The organism is Neisseria oralis (assembly GCF_045062685.1).
Classification (GTDB): Bacteria; Pseudomonadota; Gammaproteobacteria; order Burkholderiales; family Neisseriaceae; genus Neisseria; species Neisseria oralis.
This window is the reverse complement of sequence record NZ_JBJGEB010000003.1, coordinates 241,974-264,343: the sequence shown is the minus strand read 5'-3', so window position 1 is coordinate 264,343 and position 22,370 is coordinate 241,974. Positions and strand designations below refer to the sequence as shown.

General features: G+C 56.8%; 24 protein-coding genes. 7 read left to right on the top strand and 17 right to left on the bottom strand.

What is annotated here, in order from left to right:
* Positions 1–28 precede the first annotated feature (28 nt).
* From aspS to rpsT, 4 genes are all read right to left on the bottom strand, one after another.
* On the bottom strand, positions 29–1,837 hold the full coding sequence (aspS, locus tag ACI43T_RS04590; protein ID WP_377081987.1) for an aspartate--tRNA ligase: 1,809 nt from the start codon (positions 1,835–1,837) through the stop codon (positions 29–31).
* A gap of 85 nt (positions 1,838–1,922) precedes the next feature.
* A complete protein-coding gene (locus ACI43T_RS04585) occupies positions 1,923–2,612 on the bottom strand; it encodes a DUF502 domain-containing protein (RefSeq protein ID WP_009174568.1) in 690 nt (229 codons plus the stop codon).
* Positions 2,613–2,705: 93 nt separating this feature from the next.
* Positions 2,706–3,830 (bottom strand): phospholipase A, encoded by a 1,125-nt coding sequence (locus ACI43T_RS04580; RefSeq protein WP_405385676.1) that lies wholly within the window; start codon positions 3,828–3,830, stop codon positions 2,706–2,708.
* Positions 3,831–4,059: 229 nt separating this feature from the next.
* The gene (rpsT, locus tag ACI43T_RS04575; RefSeq protein WP_009174570.1) at positions 4,060–4,323 is read right to left on the bottom strand and encodes a 30S ribosomal protein S20; all 264 of its coding nucleotides are present in this window, start codon (positions 4,321–4,323) and stop codon (positions 4,060–4,062) included.
* 288 nt (positions 4,324–4,611) lie between these two features.
* On the opposite strand from rpsT, the gene ACI43T_RS04570 reads away from it, so the two are divergent.
* On the top strand, positions 4,612–5,754 hold the full coding sequence (locus tag ACI43T_RS04570) for an extracellular solute-binding protein (protein ID WP_405385660.1): 1,143 nt from the start codon (positions 4,612–4,614) through the stop codon (positions 5,752–5,754).
* A gap of 139 nt (positions 5,755–5,893) precedes the next feature.
* On the top strand, positions 5,894–6,595 hold the full coding sequence (gene lpxH, locus ACI43T_RS04565) for a UDP-2,3-diacylglucosamine diphosphatase (RefSeq protein ID WP_377080764.1): 702 nt from the start codon (positions 5,894–5,896) through the stop codon (positions 6,593–6,595).
* Between the two features lie 86 nt (positions 6,596–6,681).
* On the opposite strand, the gene nagZ is transcribed toward lpxH, so the two are convergent.
* From nagZ to hemC, 6 genes are all read right to left on the bottom strand, one after another.
* The gene (nagZ, locus tag ACI43T_RS04560) at positions 6,682–7,767 is read right to left on the bottom strand and encodes a beta-N-acetylhexosaminidase (protein ID WP_405385659.1); all 1,086 of its coding nucleotides are present in this window, start codon (positions 7,765–7,767) and stop codon (positions 6,682–6,684) included.
* A 107-nt stretch (positions 7,768–7,874) separates the two neighbouring features.
* A complete protein-coding gene (locus ACI43T_RS04555; protein ID WP_405385658.1) occupies positions 7,875–9,398 on the bottom strand; it encodes a Na+/H+ antiporter NhaC family protein in 1,524 nt (507 codons plus the stop codon).
* Positions 9,399–9,584: 186 nt separating this feature from the next.
* Complete coding sequence (locus ACI43T_RS04550; protein ID WP_009174575.1) at positions 9,585–11,081, bottom strand: DegQ family serine endoprotease; 1,497 nt, start codon at positions 11,079–11,081, stop codon at positions 9,585–9,587.
* A gap of 29 nt (positions 11,082–11,110) precedes the next feature.
* Positions 11,111–11,281 (bottom strand): hypothetical protein, encoded by a 171-nt coding sequence (locus ACI43T_RS04545; RefSeq protein WP_405385657.1) that lies wholly within the window; start codon positions 11,279–11,281, stop codon positions 11,111–11,113.
* 145 nt (positions 11,282–11,426) lie between these two features.
* A complete protein-coding gene (gene nth, locus ACI43T_RS04540) occupies positions 11,427–12,059 on the bottom strand; it encodes an endonuclease III (RefSeq protein WP_293276131.1) in 633 nt (210 codons plus the stop codon).
* Positions 12,060–12,161: 102 nt separating this feature from the next.
* Positions 12,162–13,097, bottom strand: a complete 936-nt coding sequence (gene hemC / locus ACI43T_RS04535) for a hydroxymethylbilane synthase (protein ID WP_405385656.1) — start codon at positions 13,095–13,097, stop codon at positions 12,162–12,164.
* A gap of 159 nt (positions 13,098–13,256) precedes the next feature.
* Here hemC and ybeY point away from each other — a divergent pair, with 159 nt between their 5' ends.
* The 3 genes from ybeY (at position 13,257) to ACI43T_RS04520 (ending at position 15,199) form a co-directional block, all read left to right on the top strand.
* Positions 13,257–13,772: an rRNA maturation RNase YbeY gene (gene ybeY / locus ACI43T_RS04530; protein WP_314105659.1), complete on the top strand. Its 516-nt coding sequence runs from the start codon at positions 13,257–13,259 to the stop codon at positions 13,770–13,772.
* Position 13,773: 1 nt separating this feature from the next.
* Entirely contained in the window at positions 13,774–14,607 is an 834-nt protein-coding gene (locus tag ACI43T_RS04525) for an HlyC/CorC family transporter (protein ID WP_009174579.1), read from the top strand.
* 187 nt (positions 14,608–14,794) lie between these two features.
* Entirely contained in the window at positions 14,795–15,199 is a 405-nt protein-coding gene (locus tag ACI43T_RS04520) for a c-type cytochrome (protein ID WP_405385655.1), read from the top strand.
* A gap of 3 nt (positions 15,200–15,202) precedes the next feature.
* On the opposite strand, the gene ACI43T_RS04515 is transcribed toward ACI43T_RS04520, so the two are convergent.
* The 6 genes from ACI43T_RS04515 to ACI43T_RS04490 all read right to left on the bottom strand — a co-directional run bounded on the left by ACI43T_RS04515 (position 15,203) and on the right by ACI43T_RS04490 (position 19,514).
* A complete protein-coding gene (locus ACI43T_RS04515) occupies positions 15,203–15,628 on the bottom strand; it encodes a hypothetical protein (protein ID WP_405385654.1) in 426 nt (141 codons plus the stop codon).
* 3 nt (positions 15,629–15,631) lie between these two features.
* Positions 15,632–16,438, bottom strand: coding sequence for an NUDIX domain-containing protein (locus ACI43T_RS04510; RefSeq protein WP_405385653.1), 807 nt, complete (start codon positions 16,436–16,438; stop codon positions 15,632–15,634).
* A 77-nt stretch (positions 16,439–16,515) separates the two neighbouring features.
* Positions 16,516–16,902, bottom strand: coding sequence for a holo-ACP synthase (acpS, locus tag ACI43T_RS04505; protein WP_009174583.1), 387 nt, complete (start codon positions 16,900–16,902; stop codon positions 16,516–16,518).
* A gap of 67 nt (positions 16,903–16,969) precedes the next feature.
* Positions 16,970–17,698, bottom strand: a complete 729-nt coding sequence (locus tag ACI43T_RS04500) for a pyridoxine 5'-phosphate synthase (protein ID WP_405385675.1) — start codon at positions 17,696–17,698, stop codon at positions 16,970–16,972.
* 147 nt (positions 17,699–17,845) lie between these two features.
* Positions 17,846–18,721, bottom strand: a complete 876-nt coding sequence (locus ACI43T_RS04495) for a metal ABC transporter permease (RefSeq protein WP_405385652.1) — start codon at positions 18,719–18,721, stop codon at positions 17,846–17,848.
* 67 nt (positions 18,722–18,788) lie between these two features.
* Positions 18,789–19,514, bottom strand: a complete 726-nt coding sequence (locus tag ACI43T_RS04490) for a metal ABC transporter ATP-binding protein (protein ID WP_039850972.1) — start codon at positions 19,512–19,514, stop codon at positions 18,789–18,791.
* A gap of 292 nt (positions 19,515–19,806) precedes the next feature.
* Here ACI43T_RS04490 and ACI43T_RS04485 point away from each other — a divergent pair, with 292 nt between their 5' ends.
* Together ACI43T_RS04485 and ACI43T_RS04480 are read left to right on the top strand one after the other, a co-directional pair.
* Entirely contained in the window at positions 19,807–20,478 is a 672-nt protein-coding gene (locus ACI43T_RS04485; protein ID WP_009174587.1) for a response regulator, read from the top strand.
* Between the two features lie 73 nt (positions 20,479–20,551).
* Positions 20,552–21,865 carry an ATP-binding protein gene (locus ACI43T_RS04480; RefSeq protein WP_405385651.1) on the top strand — a complete coding sequence of 438 codons (1,314 nt, stop codon included), beginning with the start codon at positions 20,552–20,554 and terminating at the stop codon, positions 21,863–21,865.
* A gap of 98 nt (positions 21,866–21,963) precedes the next feature.
* Here the strand turns inward: ACI43T_RS04480 and ACI43T_RS04475 are convergent, their stop codons facing one another.
* The gene (locus tag ACI43T_RS04475) at positions 21,964–22,248 is read right to left on the bottom strand and encodes a PepSY domain-containing protein (RefSeq protein ID WP_039850974.1); all 285 of its coding nucleotides are present in this window, start codon (positions 22,246–22,248) and stop codon (positions 21,964–21,966) included.
* Between the last annotated feature and the right edge of the window lie 122 nt (positions 22,249–22,370).

The window sequence follows — 22,370 nt, the reverse complement described above, 5'->3', positions numbered from 1 at the left end:
ACGGCCTTTCATTTGAATCCGATAAAAATCAGGCTTCTTTATTTTCGGTCGCTTTTTGACGCAGGCGCAAACTCAATTCTCGCAGCTGTTTGTCGTCCACCGCATTCGGCGCGTTGGTCAGCAGACATTGGGCGCGTTGGGTTTTCGGGAAGGCAATCACGTCGCGGATGGATTCGGCGCCGGTCATCAGCGTCACCAGACGGTCGAGGCCGAATGCCAAACCGCCGTGCGGAGGCGCGCCGAATTTCAGGTTGTCCAAGAGGAAGCCGAATTTTTCCTGTTGCTCTTCGGGGCTGATTTTCAGAGCGGCGAACACTTTTTCCTGTACGTCGGCACGATGGATACGGATGGAACCGCCACCGATTTCCCAGCCGTTCAACACCATGTCGTAGGCGCGGGCCAGGCAGTTTTCAGGATCGGATGCCATCAGGTCTTCATGGCCTGGCTTGGGCGAGGTGAACGGATGGTGCATGGCTGCCCAGCGGTCGCCGTCTTCATCGTATTCGAACATCGGGAAATCAACGACCCACAAAGGTTTCCATTCGTCCACGAAGTAGCCGTTTTCCGCGCCGTGTTCCAAACCGACTTTGATACGCAGCGCGCCGATGGCTTCGTTCACGACTTTGGCTTTGTCTGCGCCGAAGAAGATGATGTCGCCGTTTTGCGCGCCGGTACGCTCAATGATTTCTTTCAGGGCGTTTTCAGACAGGAATTTCACGATTGGAGATTGCAGACCGCTGTCTTCGCCGTTGGAAAGGTTGCTGACATCGTTCACTTTGATGTACGCCAAACCTTTCGCGCCGTAGATGCCGACAAATTTCGTGTATTCGTCGATTTCTTTACGGCTGAATTTCGCGCCGTTCGGTACGCGCAGGGCAACCACGCGGCCGCCCTTCATGTCGGCTGCGCCACGGAAGACTTTGAATTCTTCCGTTTTCATCAGGTCGGTCAGCTCGGTGAATTTCAGGCTGATGCGCATATCGGGTTTGTCGGAGCCGTAGTAGAACATGGCTTCGGCGTAAGGCATACGCGGGAAATCGCCCAAGTCCACGCCCAACGCGTCTTGGAAGACTTGTTTCGCCATGCCTTCGGTGATGTCCATGATTTCATCCTCGTTCAAGAACGAGGTTTCCAAGTCGATTTGGGTGAATTCAGGCTGGCGGTCGGCACGCAAGTCTTCGTCGCGGAAGCACTTAGTGATTTGGTAGTAACGGTCGAAACCCGCCACCATCAACAGTTGTTTGAACAATTGCGGCGATTGCGGCAGCGCGAAAAACTCGCCCGGATGAACGCGGCTCGGCACGAGGTAGTCGCGCGCGCCTTCGGGAGTGGAGCGGGTCAACATCGGGGTTTCGATGTCGATGAAGCCTTGCGCATCCAAATAACGGCGAACACCCATAGCGACTTGATAACGCAGGCGCAGGTTGCGCTGCATCACCGGACGGCGCAGGTCGATAACGCGGTTGGTCAGGCGCACGTTTTCGCTGATGTTTTCGTCGTCGATTTGGAACGGCGGCGTAGCGGCGGTGTTCAACACTTCGATTTCTTTGGCCAGGATTTCGATTTTGCCGGAAATCATTTTGTCGTTGGTCGTGCCTTCGGGACGGTTGCGCACGCGGCCGGTAATGCTCAAAACGTATTCGTTGCGGGCGGAATCGGCAGTGGCAAACGCTTCGGGCGTATCGGGGTCAATCACGACTTGGACGATGCCTTCGCGGTCGCGCAGGTCGATAAAAATCACACCGCCGTGGTCGCGCCGGCGGTGTACCCAGCCTTTGACGGTTACGGTTTGGTCTAAGTATTGCTCGCTGATCAGGCCGCAATAGTTGGTACGCATAAAATCACCTTTTGATAATGTTTGATTTGATATTTAACAGGCTAGGCCGTCTGAAAACCCGTTTCAGACGGCCTGAAGTGGTATTTTAGGAAATCCGCCCTCCAGACTGCCCACCGTCTTCCGAAAGTTTGACGGGCAATTCGTCCGGCATCACCATTCCCAGCGAAATCACATATTTCAAGGCCTCGTCCACGCTCATGTCGAGTTCGCGCACGTCGCTCTTTTTCACCATGATGTAATAGCCGCCGGTCGGGTTGGGCGTGGTCGGAACATATACGGAAACGTATTCTTCATCCTGCGGCAAGCTGTTTTGCAACGCTTGGGGAATGCTGCCGGAGACAAATGCCAACGTCCAGATTTCAGGCTGGGGAAACGGCACGAGAACGGGCGTTTTAAACGAGCGGCTGCCGTCTGAAAGCAGCGACTCGGATACTTTTTTAACGCTGGTATAGATGGATTTGACGACGGGAATATGGCTCAGCATCCCGTCCCACGCGGAAATAATCCGCTTGCCCAATACGTTGGCCCCGAACAACCCTGTGATAAACAACGCCGCCACGGTCAGGATGACGCCCAATCCGGGCACATCGAATCCGATAAGGTTTTTCGGCTGCCACCGCAGCGGCAACAGATTAATCAACTGGTCGGAAGCCGACACGATATAGTTGATGACCCAAATGGTTACGGCAATGGGCAGCCATACCAGCACGCCCGTTATCAGGTATTTTTTCAATGCCTTGCCTATTTTGCCGCTTTCGGCTTTATGTTCTGCCATTTTATTCCGTATTTTGCATTCCGACGGTTTTTGCCAAACGCGTCATTATACGCGCTAGGCCGGTAGGAAACGAATGTTTTTGCGCACCGGCCGTTAGATTCCGTCCCAATCGTTGAACATCAGGCCGATGCCGATACCGTTCTGTTTGTGATTGTAATCAATAAGGCTTTCGCCATAGCCGTGGAAGCCGCGCACCACACCTTTCAGACGGCCTTTAAGCGGGAAGGTATAAGCCGCCTCCACTGCGCCGTGTCCGATTTTCGGGTTGTAACGCCAAACCGAATAAATATTTTTCTTGTCGTCCAAGCGGTATTGCACCTTCAGGTCGCCATAGCCCATGTAGTCTTTAATGTCGGGATTGTCGTTGTCGTCGTTACTTTTGTCGAACACGGGCAGCCACAGCCGCGGCACCAGCGTCAACCTGCCCCATTCCATGCCCGCCATCGTATATACCCTGTTCCACGAACGCGATTCCGGACGGCTCTGACCGTTGGATGTGTGCAGGAATCCCGCGCCTATCATGCGCAACTTGCCGCCGAAGGGCAAATCAGCCTTCACCGGCTGGGTGAGGAAAATTTCCGGCTCGTAGTCGGTATTGCGGAAAGGCGCAGATTTACGGCCTTGATTGTAAATCTGCCAATCGGATTTCTGAGTATATCCGAACCATAAATCGGCACGGCTTTTAAACAAATCTTCTGCAATTTTGCTTTTAAAGGAAACCTGCATTTTGACTTCGGCGCGCTTTTGCTCGGAGAAACGTTCCGCAGACGTCGTACCGCGGGTCGGTGAATGCGGGGAATAATTCGGGCTGCTGTTGTACCACACGGGTAAAAGGTACATGGGATTGTGTTCGCGTACAGACAAAATCCCGCGGGTGTCGTTTTTGTCCAAATCATACATGGCGCTCAGCGGCGAATACGATTCGGCGGCTTTGTGCAGGTCTTCCTCGGCAACATTATGTTCAGGCTTGTCGAAAACAATGACTGCTTCTTTCTTTTCCAAACCTTCGCTGACTGTTTTCTTCAAATCGACAGGTGTTTTGACCTCGGCCTTTTCCGTCGCGGCAGGAAGCGGTTTGACCGGCGGCAACTGCGCAGCATAGACTTTGTCGTAACAGGCCAAACGCAGCGCATTGTCTTCCACTGTCGTGCACTGCAAGGCGGCATCCGCCGCCCATGACATCGGCGACAGCACGGCAAATCCCGCGCCCAGAACCATATACTGTTTGAATTTCATACTGTTACCGTTTCTAAAAATCATTTTCAGACGGCCTCCGAAAATCCGTAACCCAAACAGCCGTTACCGCAAGACCATCTTGTTTTCGAAGTATATAGGCAGACAGGCCGTCTGAAAACATTTCCGCCGGACAAAGCAAAGCCCCTGGGAATATTCCGCTCAGGGGCATCTGCATCGTGCCGCGGCCTTTCCGCAGCGAAACCAGTCAAAATCAAGCCAATGCTTTAATTTTGGCAGACAGGCGGCTCTTGTGGCGGGCCGCTTTGTTTTTGTGATAAACACCTTTATCGGCGATACGGTCGATAACTTTTACCGACTCTTTGTAAACAGCCTGGGCGGCGGCTTTATCGCCTGCTTCGACAGCTTTCAGCACCTTCTTAACCGCAGTACGGAAAGCGGTACGCAGGCTGGCGTTGTGGGCGCGTTGTTTAACCGATTGGCGGGCACGTTTGCGGGCTTGTGCGCTGTTTGCCATATTGAATATCTCCTGAAAAAACTAATTTCATAAACGTGCTATTGTAAAGACTAAGGTATTTATGCGCAAGTAGTTTGTCTGTAAAAGCCTGTTTCCCCTTATCCTGCGAATCGGCCGGAATCCGGCTGAGATACGATGCCGAAGCCTTTTCCGCTCGGTATCGAACCCCTTATATCGCTTTGATTTTTATCGTTCATTACATTACAATAGCCCCACACCGCTCCGGGGTGTTTTGGGGCGCCGGTGTTGTTTTATTCCCTACAACCTTTCATCAGGAAAATAACCCGTATGAAAAAATCCGTATTAGCCGTATTGGCGGCATTGTCGCTGGCCGCCTGCGGCGGCGGGCAGAAAGCCGAACCTCAAGCCGGTGCGCAAGCATCTGCTGCCAACGCCGGTACGCCTGCCGCAACCGATACCCTCAATATCTACAACTGGTCGAACTATGTCGACGAAAGTACGGTTGACGATTTCAAAAAGCAGAACAAACTCAAACTGCGCTACGATTTATATGAAAACAACGAGACTCTGGAAGCGAAAATGCTGACCGGCAAATCGGGGTATGACCTAGTGGTGCCGGGCATCGCCTTCCTGCCGCGCCAAATCGAGGCCGGAGCGTATCAGAAAATTAATAAGGACCTGATTCCCAACTATAAAAATATCGACCCCGAACTGCTGAAGATGCTGGAAACCGCCGATCCGAGCAATCAGTATGCAGTGCCGTATTTCTCCGGCGTGAACACTTTGGCGATTACGGCGAAAGGCAAAGAAATCTTGGGCGACAAACTGCCTGAAAACGGCTGGGATTTACTGTTCAAACCGGAATACACCAACAAACTGAAATCCTGCGGCATCGCGCTGTGGGACACGCCGAGCGAAATGTTCCCGATTGTCCTGAACTATCTAGGTAAAGACCCCAAAGGTTCGAATCCTGCCGACATCAAGGCGGCGGCGGAAGTGTTGAAAGCCATCCGTCCCGACGTTAAACGCTTCAGCCCGTCCATCATCGACGAGCTGGCACGCGGCGAAATCTGTCTGGCGGCGGGCAACGGCGGCGATTTGAACTTGGCCAAAGCCCGCTCGGAAGAGGTGAAAAACAATGTCGGCATCGAGGTGTTGACTCCGAAAGGCATGGGCTTCTGGATTGAATCGTGGTTGATTCCGGTCGATGCGAAAAACGTCGCTAACGCCCACAAATACATCGACTACACGCTGGACCCCGAAGTGGCTGCGAAAAACGGTATTGCCGTTACCTTTGCGCCCGCAAGCAAACCGGCGCGTGAAAAAATGCCGGCCAAATTGGTTGCCACCCGTTCCATCTTCCCGACTGCGGAAGACATGAAAAACGGTTTCGTGATGCCGCAAATGAGTTCGGACGCAAAAAAACTGAGCGTGAACCTGTGGCAGAAAATCAAAGTAGGTTCGCACTAAGCGTTTGATGCCGTGAGGCCGTCTGAAATCGGTTTTTCAGACGGCCTCTGTTTTTTTTGCGCTTCCCTACCCGCCCATACAAACGCCCCGCCCGAAATTCTCTATATAATGGCGGCAACCTATTTCCCTCCGATTAGCCATGACCGTTTATTTCATTGCCGACCTGCACCTGAGCGAAGCCCGCCCGGACCTGACCGAACTCTTCCTGCACTTTATGTATGGCGAGGCGGAAAAAGCGCAGGCGGTTTACATACTCGGCGACCTGTTCGACTTTTGGATAGGCGATGACGAACGCTCCGTCCTGACGGATACGGTCAAACAGGCCATCCGCCATCTGACCGGACGCGGGGTAAAATGCTATTTTATCCACGGCAACCGCGATTTCCTGCTCGGCAAACGTTTCGCCGCGGAAACCGGCATGATTTTGCTGCCCGAATACCAAACGGTTGATTTGTTCGGACGGAAAACGCTCATCTGCCACGGCGACACCTTGTGTACGGACGATGTCCGCTACCAGCAGTTCCGCCGCAAAGTGCACCAAAAATGGCGGCAGAAGCTGTTTCTGCTGCTGCCGCTGCCGCTGCGAGTCAGCATCGCAAAAAAAATCCGCCAAACCAGCAAGCAGGACAAACAGCGCAAAGCGGCCGAAATCATGGACGTCAACCCGCAAACTGTGGCCGAAACGGTCGGCAGATACGGGGCGGACCTGCTGATACACGGCCATACCCACCGCCAGAACATCCACCGCAACGACGGATTTACGCGGATTGTATTGGGCGACTGGAAAAAGGACCAAGCGTCCATCCTGAAAATCGACGAACACGGATTTGGATTTATCTGAAACAAACCGCAGGCCGTCTGAAAATTGTTTCAGACGGCCTGCGGTTTGTTCAGCGGCTCCGTTGTAACAAAGTCAGACGGACTCCGTCAGAATGCTTCGCCCACTTTCACACCGCCCTCGGTGTCTTTCGGCGACGCCAGCCGCGCGGTGACTTCCCGGGCGGCTCGGAATGCCTCGGTCCGTATTGTTTTTTCTGCCTCGTCCGCCCCCAACGTATTGGCCATATACTGCCAGCGGGCGGCGAGTTCGGCATTGTCGGGCATATCGAAACCGTCCCTCAGTTCGTCAACCAAATCGGGGCGGTTGCACACCAGCACGATGTCGCAGCCCGCATCGAACGAAATCCGCGCCCGCTCTTTGATGCCGCCTGCGCCGCACGCGCCTTTCATCGTCAGGTCGTCTGAAAAAATCACGCCTTTGAAGCCGATGTCGCGGCGCAGGATGTCTTTCAGCCATTTTGCGGAAAATCCGGCCGGATTGCCGTCTACCTGCGGATAAACCACATGGGCGGGCATAACCGCCGCCATGCCTGCCGCGCTCATTCTGCGGAACGGCACGATGTCTGCGGCTTCCAGCTCCGCCATACTGCGGCCGTCCTGCGGCAGGACATGATGGCTGTCGCCTTCGACGAAGCCGTGGCCGGGGAAGTGTTTGCCGCAAGACTTCATGCCGCCGCGGTTCAGCCCTTTCTGTAAGGCCAAAGCCAGCTCGGCCACGGTTTCGGCATCATGGTGGAAACTGCGGTTGCCGATAACGGCGCATTGCCCCCAATCCAAATCCAGCACGGGGGTAAACGACAGGTCGATGCCGCAGGCGGAAAGTTCGGCAGCCAGCACCCAGCCGACCTGTTCGGCTTGCGCCTTGGCCGCATCGGGGCCTTGTTCGTCCCAAATCCGGCCCAATACGTTCATGGCGGGCAGGCGGGTGAAACCGTCGATAAAACGCTGCACGCGGCCGCCTTCGTGGTCGACCGCCACAATCAGTTCGGGCGTGCGCACGGCTTTGATTTCGCGCACCAGTTCTTTGAGCTGCGCCACGTTTTCGAAATTGCGGCGGAACAGAATCACGCCGCCGACGGCAGGGTCAAGCAGACGCTGTTTTTCTTCGTCGGTCAGACGGAAGGCGTTGACATCGGCCATTACCGGGCCACGCGGGATGATGGGTAGGGTCATTTTGTCCTTTCGGAGTCAGGGCGGCTGTGTTTCCCGCCGCTTTGAGTCTGTTTTGCATTTTCAGACGGCCTCCGGATACACGGAAGGCCGTCTGAAACAACGATTAATCAAGATTTCTGCGCGGCATTCTTACTTTTCAGCATTAAAATCAATGCGGTCAACACCACGCCTGTTACAGCAAAACCCAGCAGTGCCGATTTGGCGAAACCCAAAGCCAGATAACCCGCACCCGCCGCCGCCGCCACCGTCAGCGCATAAGGCAGTTGCGAGGTAACGTGGTCCATGTGGTTGCAGCGTGCGCCGGTGGACGACAAAATCGTCGTGTCGGAAATGGGCGAACAGTGGTCGCCGCACACTGCGCCGGCCATGACTGCCGACATACAGGGAATCACCAGCGTGGCGTCGACTTTGACCGCCATTGCGGCGGCAATCGGCAGCATGATGCCGAACGTGCCCCAGCTTGTGCCGGTAGCGAACGCCATCACGCTGGCCAATAGGAACAGGATAACGGGCAGGAAGCCGGAATTGATGTTGCCGGCAACCAGCGTGGAAAGGTATTCGCCGGTGTGCATTTCGCTGACCACGGTACTGATGAGCCACGCTAAAATCAAAATGGTAATCGCGCCGAACATGGATTTTATGCCCTGCCAAACCGCTTTGCCGTAATCGGAGGGTTTGATGGCGCCGACGGTGGTCAGCAATACCGCCGCCACACCCGACAACCCGCCGACCACCAGCGAAGTGTTCACATCGGTATTTTCAAACGCCCCCAAAATACTGAAAGTTTCCAGCGAACGGCTGCCGGTGTACAACATGGCGGACACGGTGGCAAAAATCAGCACCAGCATGGAAATAATCAGCGCGTAAACCCGCCCTTTCACGCCGTCTGAAATCTGGGCCTCGTCGTGGTTTTCATGTTGTGCGGCATGTTCGAGGCGCGCCATCGAGCCGATGTCGAAGGAAAACCAAGCGACGACAAACACCATAATCAGCGCGAACAAGGCGTAGTAATTCATCAGGCTCATGGCGACGAACGTGCCCATCGGCGTGTATCCGGTGATTTTGTAAGTAACGAGCAAACCGGCCAGCGTGGCGATAATCGAGGCGCCCCAGCTTGAGACGGGCATCAGCACGCACATCGGCGCGGCGGTCGAGTCAAGGATATAGGCCAGCTTGGCGCGGGAAATTTTGAATTTGTCGGCAACAGGGCGAGCAATCGCACCCACGGCGAGGCTGTGGAAATAGTCGTCGATGAAAGTAACGAATACCAGTCCCGCCGTCAGCATTTTCGCCCCGCGTTTGTCTTTGATATGGTGCTTCGCCCAATCTGCAAACGCCTGATTGCTGCCGGAATAAGTGAGCAGCGAGGTAAACACGCCCAGCAGCAGCAGGAAAATCAGGATTTTAAGCTTGCCCAGCGACCAGCCGCCGTCCGTCCAGACCAGCCCGACCGCCATATCTTTCAAGTGCAGCAGGGTGTTTGACGGATTCCCGCCCGCCAGCAGCACCGCACCGAGAATAATGCCGATTCCCAGCGACAGCAGCACGCGGCGGGTAACGACTGCCAGCAACAAGGCCAGCGCGGCGGGGACGACGGATAAGAACGAATGTGAATAATCGGCCAATTCCATAAGTTGTCTGTTTTCTTGTAATTTTCAGACGGCCCGACCAAGCCTCCGGGGCCGTCTGAAATATTGAACATACGCAGCGGGGCGCGGCCCCCCTGTCGTCGGGAAACGGACGGCAGCAAAATACCCGCCGTTTTGGAGCGGGTATTCTACCATCGATACAGGCTTTGATGCCGTCTGAAATGTTTTTTATTGCAGGTTCAACGCCAAAAACAGCGTGTTGCCGTCGCGCTGCACCAAGAGCGGCACGTTTTTACCCGCATTTTCCAATGCGCTGCGGAAGGTGGATTCGTCGTCTACCGTAATCTGGCTCACGGCTAAGATTTCGTCGCCGCGCTTCAAGCCTGCACGTTCGGCGGCCCCCGTTACCCGCGTTACAATCAAATGCTGTTTGTTATCGGAATTCTGCACCTGCAAGGTCAGTCCGGTATTTTCGACGGTAAAACCCGCCGCATCCGGCTGTTTGGCGGGATTGCTGCTGCCGGAGCTGCCGGTTTCCACCGATGCGCCGACGCTGCCGAGCTGTACTTTGACGGAAATTTCTTCGCCCTTACGCCATACGCCCAACCTGACTTCCTTACCCGGGGCAATCGCACCCACCATAACGGGCAGGTCGCTGGAGGCGCGCACTTCCTCGCCGTTGACGCTGCGCACGATGTCGCCCACCTGCAAACCGGCCTGGGCCGCCGGACTGTTGGGCATGATTTTGGCGACCAGTGCGCCGCCGGCCTTGTCCAAACCGAACGATTTGGCCAAATCATATGATACTTCCTGAATAATCACCCCGAGCTGGCCGCGCTGCACCTTGCCGGTTTTCTTGATTTGGTCGGCCACATTCATCGCCACATCAATCGGGATGGCGAACGAAATGCCCATAAATCCGCCGCTGCGGCTGTAAATCTGCGAATTGATGCCGACCACCTGCCCTTTCAGGTTAAACAGCGGCCCGCCCGAATTGCCGGGGTTGATGGCGACGTCGGTCTGGATGAACGGCGTATAGTTTTCGTTCGGCAGGCTGCGGCCCTTGGCGGACACGATGCCGGCGGTGATGCTGTTGTCGAAGCCGAACGGTGCGCCGATGGCCGCCACCCATTCGCCCGGTTTCAAATCTTTCGGATTGCCGATTTTGACCACGGGCAGGTCTTTGGCGTCGATTTTAATCAGGGCGACGTCGGATTGCTGGTCGGAACCGATTAATTTAGCCGAATACGCACGTTTGTCGTTCAGCAACACCTTGATATTGGCCATATTGGCAACGACGTGGGTGTTGGTCAGGATGTAGCCGTCCTGGCTGATGATGAAGCCCGAACCGAAATTCAGTTCGTCGCTGCCTTCGTCCTGTTCGGGCATATCGGGCATGTTCGGCACCAGACGCTTGAAAAACTCGTAAAACGGATCGTTGTCGGGAAACTGGCTCAAATCCATGCTGTTTTCTTCGGAATTGTCGGCACTCTTCACCGCTTTGGTCGCCTGGATATTGACCACTGCCTGCCCTTCCTGCTCGAACAGTTGGGCAAAGTCGGGCAGCAGCATGTTGACGCTGCCGTCGTTTTTCTTGGTTTCGATGCGTTGTACCAGCTCACCGCTTTTATCGTTGTTGCCGAAAAAACTTTCCACTTTGTCGCACCCGCCCAGCACCAATGCCGAAGCGGCTACCACTGCTAAATATGCGTGCTTTTTGTTCACGGAGTGTCCTTTTATTACCGTTGGCTGCTTTATTGTTTGAAGCTAAAGCCGGATTGTAAACGAAATCCGCCATATCCGCATCCGCCGGATATGCCGCCTTTCTTTTCAAAATAAACGATTGCCGAAGCGGATTTTGCCCTGAAAACAGCAGGTTCCAAGGCAGGTTGTTTCCAAATTGCCAATCCGCCCTTCGGCTCCATACTGCCCCATGTTGAGGCGGACGGTGCGTTCCGCAATAGCCGCCTGCCTGTTAGTCGCTTCATTTTATTAAAATTTACCGTTGCACACGCCGATTCCGCCCGATGCGGCAAACCGTCCCGGTTTCAGACGGCCTCTTTCCCCTGACTACATCAGTTTGGCCGGATATTCGCACAAATCGTTGATAATGCAGGTTTTACATTGCGGTTTCAACGCTTTGCAGGTGTAGCGGCCGTGCAGGATGAGCCAATGATGCGCGTCCATCAGAAACTCTTTCGGCACAAAGCGCATCAGCTTGTCCTCCACCTCGCGCACGTCCTTGCCCGGCGCGATTTTGGTGCGGTTGGAAACGCGGAAGATATGGGTGTCGACCGCCATGACCGGCTGCCCGAACGCCGTGTTCAGCACCACGTTTGCCGTTTTGCGCCCCACTCCGGGCAGTGCTTCCAGCGCGGCACGGTCGGCGGGCACTTCGCCGTGATATTTTTCCAGCAGGATGCGGCAGGTCTGCATGATATGTTTGGACTTGGTTTTGTAAAGCCCTATGGTTTTGGTGTATTCCATCACGCCGTCCAACCCCAAATCCAGCATCGCCTGCGGCGTGGCGGCCACGGGAAACAGTTTTGCCGTCGCCTTGTTCACGCCTACGTCGGTGGCCTGCGCCGACAAGAGGACGGCGATAAGCAGCTCGAAGGGCGAGTTGAAGTTGAGTTCGGTGGTCGGGTGCGGATTGGCGGCGCGGAAACGCTCGAAGATTTCTTGTCGGATGCGTTTGTTCATGATGCGGGTGCGGTTTGTATGTTTTTGAAATGAGTGGGATTATAACGCAAAAGGCCGTCTGAAACCCGACGTTTTGGGGTTTCAGACGGCCTCTATGCTTGGTTAGGCCTGTTCTGCCAACACCGCTTCAATCAATTCCTGCGCGCCGTCGTCCGCCAGCTTTTTGGCAACCGCGCGTCCGAGCGCGTCGGCGTAGGCGGCGGGGGCTTGCGCGTCTGCCTGCAAGATTACCGAGCCGTCGGGGTGTCCGACCAGTCCGCGCAGGGTGAGCAGGCCGTTTTCTTCGGTGCAATACGCGGCAAGCGGTACTTGGCAGCTTCCGCCCAACGCGCGGGCGAGGGCGCGTTCGGCGGTCACGCAGGCGTGTGTTGTGTCGTGGTTTAAGGGTTTCAATACGTCGAGAAGGTCGGTGCGGTGTGCGGCGATTTCGATGCCCAACGCGCCTTGTCCGGCAGCGGGCAGGCTGTCGGCTTCGGAGAGAATCAGGCGGATGCGTTCATCCAGTTCCAAACGCTGCAATCCGGCGGCGGCGAGGATGATGGCATCGTATTCGCCGTTATCAAGTTTGGACAGGCGGGTTTGCACGTTGCCGCGCAGGGGTTTAATCACTAAGTGCGGGTAGCGGGCGCGCAACTGGGCTTCGCGGCGCAGGCTGGATGTGCCGACGATGGCGCCTTTGGGCATTTCCTCCAAACGCGCGTATTGGTTGGATACGAACGCGTCAAACGGATTGGCGCGCTCGCCGATGGCGGCAAGGGCGAAGCCTTCGGGCAAATCCATCGGCACGTCTTTAATCGAATGCACCGCCAAATCGGCGCGTCCGTCTTGCAAGGCTTGTTCCAGCTCTTTGATAAACAGGCCTTTGCCGCCGATTTTCGACAGGGTTTTGTCCAAAATCTGGTCGCCGCGCGTGGTCATGCCCAAGATTTCGACTTCGCAGTCGGGATACAGGGCTTTCAGACGGCCTTGGATATGCTTCGCCTGCCACATGGCAAGCAGGCTTTCGCGGCTGGCAATGACGAGTTTTTTCGGATTCATAACGATGCTTAGGCAATTAAAACAGACAGGGCGTAAGTCTAACATAAACGGCCCGCCGCCACCTCACCGCGAAAGCCTGCCGAAATTTGATTTTACTGTTTTAAAAACCGCGCCCGAAATGATATATTCTGCATCACCCTCCTCCTTACGGCCTACCCCATGAAGCGTGCTAAAAAATACCCGTTCCTGCAATTACAGCGCCGGCGTTTTGTTTTAAACTTTGAAAACGCTTCGACCGCTTCGGGCGTGCCGTCTGAAAAAGACTTCTACCGCTGGGCATGGCTGGCGGTCAAACAACGCTACCGCCGCGCCGACATCAGCCTGATTCTTCTGGACGAAGAAGAAGCCCGCGCCTACAACCGCGATTACCGCGGCAAAGACTACGCCACCAATGTTTTGAGTTTCGCCCTGAATGAAGGCGAAATCCTGCCCGACCAGTTTTCAGACGGCCTCTGCGGCGATTTGATTATCTGCCCGCAGGTCGTGTTTAAAGAAGCGGCCGAACAGGGCAAAACCGCCGAACAGCACTTTGCCCACCTCACCCTCCACGGCACGCTGCACCTGATGGGTTACGACCACATCGAAGAACACGATGCCGAAGAAATGGAGGCACTCGAAATCCGCCTGATGCAGGCATTGAATTACCCCAACCCTTACCGAGAGGACGAATACTGAAATGGACGACAGCCAGTCGAAGCCCAATTTTTTCGAACGCCTGATTTCCCGACTGTCGGGAGAGCCGGATTCCGCCGAAGACGTCGTCAACCTGCTGCGGCAGGCGCACGAACAGGAAGTGTTTGATGCGGATACGCTTTTCCGTTTGGAGAAAGTATTGGATTTTGCCGAACTGGAAGTGCGCGACGCCATGATTACGCGCAGCCAGATGAACGTAATCAAAGAAAACGACGGCATCGACCGCATTGTGGCCTACATTATCGAGACTTCACATTCCCGTTTCCCCGTTATCAGCGGCGACAAAGACGAAGTGCTGGGCATCCTGCATGCCAAAGACCTGCTGAAATTCATGGCCAATCCGGAGCAGTTCAACCTGCAAAACATCCTGCGTCCGGCCGTATTCGTACCTGAGGGCAAATCGCTCAATTCCCTGTTGAAAGAGCTGCGCGAACAGCGCAACCACATGGCCATCGTCATCGACGAATACGGCGGCGTGTCCGGCCTCGTTACCTTTGAAGACATCATCGAACAAATCGTCGGCGACATCGAAGACGAGTTCGACGAAGACGAAAGCGCCGACAACATCCACGCCGTGTCCGCCGAGCGTTGGCGCATCAACGCCGTTACCGAAATCGAAGACGTCAACGCCTTTTTCGGCACGGATTACAGCGACGAGGAAGCCGACACCATCGGCGGGCTGGTCATTCAGGAACTCGGCCGCCTGCCCGTGCGCGGCGAAAAAGTCGTCGTCGGCCCGCTGCAATTCACCGTCGCCCGCGCCGACAAACGCCGCCTGCACACGCTGATGGCGGTGAGGGTGAAAGAAGAAAATTAACCGCGCCGGACAAAGCCTGCCAACCGTTTCGCAGGCCGTCTGAAAACGGTAAAAATTTGACCCAAATCGCAAAGCCGTCCGAAAACAGCCCCGCCGGGGTTAAAACTGTTTTCAGACGGCCTCTTTTGTATATAAAATCAAATAATAACCGACAAAACGGCCGGACACCGGCAAGTAAGGACGCACCATGAAAACCACCACGACCGCACTGACCGCCCTCATCCTCTTTTCTTCCGCCGCGTATGCCGCACCCGCAGCCGATGCCGCGCTGATGGCGAAGGGCAAAACCGTTTACGAAAAAAACTGCGCCGCCTGCCACGGCAAAAACGGCGAAGGGCGCGCGCCCGTGTTCCCGCCGCTGACGAAGGCGGACTATATCGAAGGCAAACCGCAGGTGCTGGCGAAAGCCATCGTCAAGGGCATCCGAGGCCCAATTACGGTCAACGGCAAACCCTACAACGGCATCATGCCCTTCATCGCCATGAGCGACGCCGACGCGGCCGCGCTGTCTACCTTTGTGATGAACGCGTTTAACAACGGCGGCGGTACGGTAACCGAAAAAGACATCAAGCAGGCACGGTCGCAGAAATAGGCGTCAATACGCGCTGAATTCCACTTGGAACACTTCGCCGCCGATATAGATGTCCGCCAGATAATCGCGGCGGTTTTCCACGCAAAACGGCAGGCGTATCTGTTCGGCCATCCATACGCCGCCGCCCTGCTGCACAAATTCGAAGCGGTTGAACCCCATATCCATCCCCTTCATGGAGAAGCTGATACCGGTTTCGCCGACGGCGGCGGGTACGTTTTTCAATTCGACGTCAAACGGCTGCTTCGCCGCGCCGGTGCCGCCAAACTTCACATACACGCCGTTAGGCAGCGTGCAGCCCCGACGCACGTCGCAGGCCGCGGCCTTTGCCGCCGGCTGCCGCTCCTGCCACCAGACCAGCGCGCCGACCTTGACGGCGGCGAACACCAGCAGCAGAACGCCCGCAAGCAGCAGTTTCTTTCGCTTATCCATGTTTCAGACGGCCTCTGTCTCTTCGCAGGCCAATACCGCGTGCGCACCGGCATCCAGCCAGCGGCGGCGGTATGACGCATTCCATTCGGGCGCGGCCGCAACCACCAGCGGCATGGAAACACCGCCCGCCAGCACGCCGCACACGGCTTCCGCCGCCTCCCTGTTTCCCACCTGCCACAATACCACGTCGGCATCCTGCACGCGCGGCCATTGCGAGGCCGTCTGAATCTTGACCCACACGCTTTCCGCCTCCGGCATCCTGCCCCTTGCGCGCAAAACGGCTTCGTCTATCAGGATGTGTTTGTGTTGCGGTTCGGCAAGTCCGAACGGCACGACGCGGTAAGCGCCCGAAGCGTTTTCGCCTTCCAGCCCCGTATCCGGCCGACCCGTAAACGACCGCGGCACGGACAGGGCTTTCAGCAGCGGGCCGTTGGCGGGCAGCATCGGCGACACGGTGAAATCGCCCGCCTTCTGCCAAGACCACGCCTGCCCTTCCCTAGCCTGCAATTCGCCCGTCCACCAGCCGGCTTCGACCCGCATAAACCGCAGGTGCACGCGCGCGTGTTCGTAAGAATGGATTTTGGTCAGCCACGGTACGGCGCGGCGGATGCGGATGCCGAGTTCTTCTTCAAACTCGCGTTGCAGCGCCTGAAATTCGGTTTCACCCGCCTCGACCTTGCCGCCGGCAAATTCCCAATACCCCGCGTAAGGTTTTCCTTCGGGGCGCGAACTGAGCAGGTAGTCGCCGTGTTCGTTCAGGATGATGCCGGCGACGACGCGGATGAGGGGGCGGGTGTCTGGTTCTGTCATGGTTGTCAAATCGGCCGGAATGCTCCGGCCTTCGTTCGGATTGGAAAAACAGGCCGTCTGAAACGCCGACGTTGTTTTCAGACGGCCTCCCGTTCGGCTACGGCAAAGGCCGAAACGGTGTCTTCTTCGTCGCTCATGCTCAAATGCACCCGCGCGATGCCTTGTTCTTTCAGCCACTGCGCCAGCGGGGCGGCGTAGAAAAATTCGGGCTTGCCCAATGCGTCGTGGCCGACGCCGACATTGCGGAACGTTACCGCGCCGCGGATGCCCGTGCCGACGGCTTTGGCGAAGGCTTCTTTGGCGGCGAACCGTTTGGCGAGGTAGTTAATCGGTTTGCCCACCTGCGGAAACTCCAGCAGCTCTTCGGGGCTGAGGATGCGTTCGGCAAAAGACATGCCGAATTTTTTATTGAGCCGCACGATGCGTTTGAGGGAAACGAGGTCTGTTCCGACGCCGTAAATCATGAAATTCTCCTTGGGAAGGCAGACGGCGCGGCAGGCCGTCTGAAAATGTCCGTTTTTAAACCGTATCCTACGGCATCATGCGTGCGCGGAACATGGCTTCCTTCATCTGGCGCACGGCTTCGGGCAGCCCGAGGAATACGGCCTGCGCAATCAGCGAATGGCCGATGTTCAATTCCCTGATAGCCAGAATCTGGGCTATCGGCGTCACGTTGTGGATGGTCAGGCCGTGTCCCGCGTTGACGACCAGCCCCAAATCGGCGGCGAAATGCGCGCCGTTTTCAATGCGGGCAAGCTGGCGGGCGCGTTCGGCGTGGTTCGGGGCGTCGGCATACGCGCCGGTGTGCAGCTCGATGACGGGCACGCCGACTTCGTGCGCGGCCTGAATCTGGCCGCCGTCGGCGTCGATAAACAGCGAAACCCGTATGCCCGCGTCGGTCAACGTTTTAACGTATTGCGCCACTTTGTCCTGCTGCGCCAACACGTCCAGCCCGCCCTCGGTGGTGATTTCCTGCCGTTTTTCCGGCACGATGCACACGTCTTCGGGCATGACGTTCAGTGCGTTTTCCAACATTTCTTCGGTCAGCGCCATTTCCAAATTCAGCCGCGTGCGGATGGCGTTTTTCACGGCGAACACGTCGGCGTCCTTCATATGGCGGCGGTCTTCGCGCAGATGCAGCGTAATCAGGTCGGCCCCGTGGGTTTCCGCCACCAGCGCGGCCTCCACCGGACTGGGATAAGTCGTACCGCGCGCATTGCGCAGCGTGGCGACATGGTCGATATTGACACCCAACAGCATTTTGTTTCCTTTCTCCTTAACGATATGTCCGGATGCGTTCAGACGGCCCCGATGCAGAAAGGCCGTCTGAAAACCGATACTCCGATGATAGGGGATTCGGCGGCGGATGGGAACCCTGCGTCCGGATTTCCCGCACATTCCGAACCGTCAGGCCGTGCGGTGTTTCCTGTGCTTGAGCCATTTGGTGAGCATCCCGCCCTCTTTGCCGAACACCACGGAAAACAGATACAGCGCGCCGCACCACAAAATAATCGCCGGACCGGAAGGAATCTCGACATGGTAGGAAAACAGCAGCCCGCCCAGACCGCACACCAAGGCGAAGGCCAGCGAGGCCAGCATCAGCCCGCCCATGTTCCTCGCCCAAAGCCGCGCGGTAATCGCCGGCAGCATCATCAGGCCGACCGACATCAGCGTGCCGAGCGCCTGAAAGCCCGCCACCAGATTCATCACCACCAGCACCAGAAACAGCACGTGCCAAACCCCGCCCCTGCCGTTGACCGCCCTTAAAAACAGCGGGTCTATGCTTTCCAGCATCAGCGGGCGGTAAATCACCGCCAGCGCGGTAACAGTCAGGCTGGCCACCGCCGCCACCAGTTGCAGCGCGGGCACGTCCACCGCCAGCACCGAACCGAACAGCAGATGAAGCAAATCGACGCTGTCGCCGTTTTTACTGACCAACACCACGCCAATGGCAAGGCTGCTCAGATAGAAAGCGGCGAAATTCGCGTCTTCCTTCAAAGAAGTGAAACGGCTGACCAGCCCCGCCAGCAGCGCCATCAGCATCCCCGCCGCAAATCCGCCGATACTCATCGCCGGCAGGCTCAGTCCCGCCGCCATATAGCCGACGGCCGCCCCGGGCAGCACCGCATGGCTCAAAGCGTCGCCGACCAGGCTCATGCGGCGCATCACCAGAAACACGCCCACCGGCGCGGCACTGAGCGCCAAGAAAACGATAGACGCCAGCGCATAACGCATAAAGTCAAATTCGATAAAGGGGGAAATAATCAAATCGTAGAAATTCATAGGGAATTTTCGCAGAGAAACGAAACCGGCGGATGCCGTGTTTCCGATAAAAAGGCCGTCTGAAAAATCACGCCTCGCACCAATCCGCCGAACCGTGCCGCTGCATCGCGGCATCGGCCTGCCGCAGGTATTCCTCGGTCAGCACGGCCTCCGTCGCCCCCGCCGCAATCTTCTCGCGCGCCAGCAGCAGCGTGTCGGCGAAATAGGCGCGCACCTGCTCGTAATCGTGCAGCACGGCAATCACTGCCCGCCCTTCGGTGTGACATGCCGCCAACACTTCCAGCAGCGCGTAAGTCGTTTTGGCGTCGACCGCGTTAAACGGTTCGTCCAGCAGCAGGAATTTCGCATCCTGAACCAGCATCCGCGCAAACAACACGCGCTGAAACTGCCCGTTGGACAAGTGCGCAATCTGCCGTTCGGCAAAATCCGCCATCTCCACCCGTTCGAGCGCGTCGAAAACACGCTGCCGCTGTCCGGCATTGACGCGGCCGAAAAAACCGATTTCGTACCACAGCCCCATCGCCGCCAGTTCGAAAACCGTCATCGGCTGGCTGCGGTCGGTTTCCGACTGCTGCGGCAGATAGGCGATGTCTCCGCGTTTCAGCCCGATTCGGCGGACGCAGCCGGTATCCGCCTTTTGCAGCCCCATCACCGCCTTGAGCAGCGTCGATTTTCCCGCCCCGTTCGGCCCGAACACCGCCCACATCGATTGGTCGGCAAACTCCGCCGAAACGTGGTGCACCGCGGGCCGGCTCCGGTAGCTGACGGTCAGGTTGTCCACAATAATGCTCATACGCCCGCCGCCCAAAAATAGATGCCCCACACGACGGCAAGCGCAATCAGCACGATGAGCAGCCGCTGGAACAATCCGGCCAGTAAAATGGATTTCATAACAGCCCCAAAATTTCAGACGGCCTTTGCAGTCCCAAAGGCCGTCTGAAAAACATTAAAGACAAACGGATGATACTGTATAACATCATGGTTGTAAACGGATTTGCCTGCCCGCCCCAACTAATCACTTCCTAATTTTATCCGTGTATCGTAGTATCTATTCCACCTATAACATACTTTCGGGAGAACCTAAAATGCGCGTACTGATAGTCGAAGACGACAACATGATTGCCGAGGCCGTCTGTGCCAACCTGAAAGACAGCGGCTACGCGGTGGACAGAGTGAAAAACGGAGCGCAGACCGCGGCGGCGGTACAGGCGCAGGAGTACGACTTGTTGCTGCTCGACCTGGGGCTGCCCGGGCTGGACGGGCTTCAGGTGTTGGCACGGCTGCGCAGCAGCGGCTGCCAGGTGCCGGTATTGATCGTTACCGCCCGCGACGACCTCCACAGCCGCCTGCACGGTCTGGACGGCGGGGCGGACGACTATATCGTCAAGCCTTTCGACATGGCCGAACTGCAGGCGCGGATGCGCGCCATCCTGCGGCGCAACAACGGCCAAAGCCAGCCGCTCCTGAGCAACGGCGTCCTCACGCTCAACCCCGCCACCTATCAGGTTCAGATTGCCGGACAAACCGAACCCGTCGCCCTGAGCAACAAAGAATTCGCCGTGTTACAAGCGCTGATGATGCGGCCGGGCACCATTTTTTCGCGCAGCGACCTGGAAGACAAAATCTACGGCTGGGGCGAAGAGGTGGAAAGCAACGCGGTCGACTTCCTTATCCATTCGCTGCGCAAGAAACTCGGCAAAGAACACATCCGCAACGTCCGCGGCGTAGGCTGGCTGGTGGAAAAGGGCGACGCCTGAAACACCCGCGCAGCGGAAAATTTCAGACGGCCACGCCTGCCGCGCCGACAACCATAACCCAATCCGCAGTACCATGAACGACTTTATCCACACAATTAAAAATTCCCTGCAAGCCCGCCTCAGCCTCGCACTGACGGCGGCCACGCTGCTGCTGGCCGCCGCCGCAGGCGGCTTTTCGTTTTACGCCACCTATCAAGAAACCGAAGAATTGCAAGACGACCTGCTGCGGCAGACCGCCGCCCACATCAGTCCTGCGTCCGACCATATGGCGGAACTGCCCGAAAGCGACAACGACGCCCATATCTTCGTCCAACTTCCGGGCAGCGACGGCCGCTTTGACATTCCCGCCCATCTTTCAGACGGCTTCCACAACCTGACCGACGACGACGACAACTACCGCGCCTACCTGCACCGGACCGGCCAAGGGCAGATAGCCGTCATACAAGAAAGCGAATACCGCGAAGACCTGGCTGAAAACGCCGCATGGCGCAGCACCCTGCCTCTGTTGCTCTCCATTCCGCTGTCTGTCGCACTGACCGTATGGATTGCCCACCGCACCATGCGCCCCGTCAAAAAACTGTCGCGAAGCCTGGGGCAGCGGCAGGACAACGACCTCTCGCCGCTCGCTACCGACGACGTTCCCAGCGAAATCACCGGCTTCGTTACCGCCATCAACCGCCTGCTGGAACGCACGCAGGAAAACATGCGCCAGCAGCAGCGGTTTATCGCCGACGCCGCCCACGAACTGCGCAGCCCGATGACCGCCCTCTCGCTTCAGGCCGAACGGCTCAACAGCATGTCCCTGCCGCCGGAAGCGCAGCAGCAGTCCGCCGTCTTGCAGCAAAGCATCAGCCGCAACCGCCACCTGCTGGAACAGCTCCTCTCGTTCGCCCGCGCCCAAACGCTCGAAGTGCAACGTCCGAAAAGCCTCATCAGCCTGCAAACCCTGTTCCGCCGCACCATCGAAACCCTGCTGCCGCTGGCTACCGCCAAAAACCAAGACATCGGCGCGGCGGTGGAAACCGAGTGCGAAATCTGGGCGGACGACACCGAAATATTCACCCTTGTCAAAACGCTGGCCGACAATGCCGTGCGTTACACGCCCGAAGGCGGCCGAATCGATTTGGGGTTCGACGAAACCGCCACGCATCTGGTTTTGTGGGTGGAAGACAACGGCAACGGCATCCCCGCCGCCGAACGCAGCCGCGTACTCGACCCGTTTTACCGCATCCTCGGCACGGAACAGCAAGGTACGGGGCTGGGGCTTCCCATTGCCGACGCCATCGCCAAACGCTACGGCGGCCGGCTGGTTTTGACCGACAGCAGGCAGTTCGCACACGGCCTGCTGGTTAAAGCGGAATTGGACAAAAAACGGTTGCAGCAGTGAACCGCCTTTGCGGAAATCCGTTCCTCCAGCCTCCTCGCCGCAATACGATACAGGCCGTCTGAAAATGTTTCAGACGGCCTGTATCGTATTGCGGACGCTTAGTAATCGATTCGCTCTCTAATGATTCTCAAATCGGGATAAGACAAAATAATGTCGTATTCGCGGCCGTCTCTAAAGGCTTCCACTTCCAGCACCGGCTGGCCGCGGAAGTCGTCGGCATCGACATCGTGCACGCGATAGCCGCGGTCTTTCAGCATCCTCACCGCTTTGGCGCGGTTTTGCTCGAAGTTTTTATCGCTGTAAATCCGGTGTTCGATATAGTCGTTGGCAAACGCGGTTGCGGCAGACAGGGCGATAACGGCGGTCAGCAAGATTTTTTTCATCATGTTTCCTTTCGTGTGTATCAGGTTTCGACATACACATTAAAACATCATCAAATTAGTGTTGAATTAGCGCGGGCCGGCATTTCGGAAAAAACGTTGTTTTTTTCAGACGGCCCCACCCA

Bases quoted from the DNA above. Each gene is read 5' to 3' on its own strand.
- aspS (WP_377081987.1), bottom strand. From the start codon at position 1,837: ATGCGTACCAACTATTGCGGCCTGATCAGCGAGCAATACTTAGACCAA.
- ACI43T_RS04585 (WP_009174568.1), bottom strand. From the start codon at position 2,612: ATGGCAGAACATAAAGCCGAAAGCGGCAAAATAGGCAAGGCATTGAAA.
- ACI43T_RS04580 (WP_405385676.1), bottom strand. From the start codon at position 3,830: ATGGTTCTGGGCGCGGGATTTGCCGTGCTGTCGCCGATGTCATGGGCG.
- rpsT (WP_009174570.1), bottom strand. From the start codon at position 4,323: ATGGCAAACAGCGCACAAGCCCGCAAACGTGCCCGCCAATCGGTTAAA.
- ACI43T_RS04570 (WP_405385660.1), top strand. From the start codon at position 4,612: ATGAAAAAATCCGTATTAGCCGTATTGGCGGCATTGTCGCTGGCCGCC.
- lpxH (WP_377080764.1), top strand. From the start codon at position 5,894: ATGACCGTTTATTTCATTGCCGACCTGCACCTGAGCGAAGCCCGCCCG.
- nagZ (WP_405385659.1), bottom strand. From the start codon at position 7,767: ATGACCCTACCCATCATCCCGCGTGGCCCGGTAATGGCCGATGTCAAC.
- ACI43T_RS04555 (WP_405385658.1), bottom strand. From the start codon at position 9,398: ATGGAATTGGCCGATTATTCACATTCGTTCTTATCCGTCGTCCCCGCC.
- ACI43T_RS04545 (WP_405385657.1), bottom strand. From the start codon at position 11,281: ATGGAGCCGAAGGGCGGATTGGCAATTTGGAAACAACCTGCCTTGGAA.
- nth (WP_293276131.1), bottom strand. From the start codon at position 12,059: ATGAACAAACGCATCCGACAAGAAATCTTCGAGCGTTTCCGCGCCGCC.
- hemC (WP_405385656.1), bottom strand. From the start codon at position 13,097: ATGAATCCGAAAAAACTCGTCATTGCCAGCCGCGAAAGCCTGCTTGCC.
- ybeY (WP_314105659.1), top strand. From the start codon at position 13,257: ATGAAGCGTGCTAAAAAATACCCGTTCCTGCAATTACAGCGCCGGCGT.
- ACI43T_RS04525 (WP_009174579.1), top strand. From the start codon at position 13,774: ATGGACGACAGCCAGTCGAAGCCCAATTTTTTCGAACGCCTGATTTCC.
- ACI43T_RS04520 (WP_405385655.1), top strand. From the start codon at position 14,795: ATGAAAACCACCACGACCGCACTGACCGCCCTCATCCTCTTTTCTTCC.
- ACI43T_RS04515 (WP_405385654.1), bottom strand. From the start codon at position 15,628: ATGGATAAGCGAAAGAAACTGCTGCTTGCGGGCGTTCTGCTGCTGGTG.
- ACI43T_RS04510 (WP_405385653.1), bottom strand. From the start codon at position 16,438: ATGACAGAACCAGACACCCGCCCCCTCATCCGCGTCGTCGCCGGCATC.
- acpS (WP_009174583.1), bottom strand. From the start codon at position 16,902: ATGATTTACGGCGTCGGAACAGACCTCGTTTCCCTCAAACGCATCGTG.
- ACI43T_RS04500 (WP_405385675.1), bottom strand. From the start codon at position 17,698: ATGCTGTTGGGTGTCAATATCGACCATGTCGCCACGCTGCGCAATGCG.
- ACI43T_RS04495 (WP_405385652.1), bottom strand. From the start codon at position 18,721: ATGAATTTCTACGATTTGATTATTTCCCCCTTTATCGAATTTGACTTT.
- ACI43T_RS04490 (WP_039850972.1), bottom strand. From the start codon at position 19,514: ATGAGCATTATTGTGGACAACCTGACCGTCAGCTACCGGAGCCGGCCC.
- ACI43T_RS04485 (WP_009174587.1), top strand. From the start codon at position 19,807: ATGCGCGTACTGATAGTCGAAGACGACAACATGATTGCCGAGGCCGTC.
- ACI43T_RS04480 (WP_405385651.1), top strand. From the start codon at position 20,552: ATGAACGACTTTATCCACACAATTAAAAATTCCCTGCAAGCCCGCCTC.
- ACI43T_RS04475 (WP_039850974.1), bottom strand. From the start codon at position 22,248: ATGAAAAAAATCTTGCTGACCGCCGTTATCGCCCTGTCTGCCGCAACC.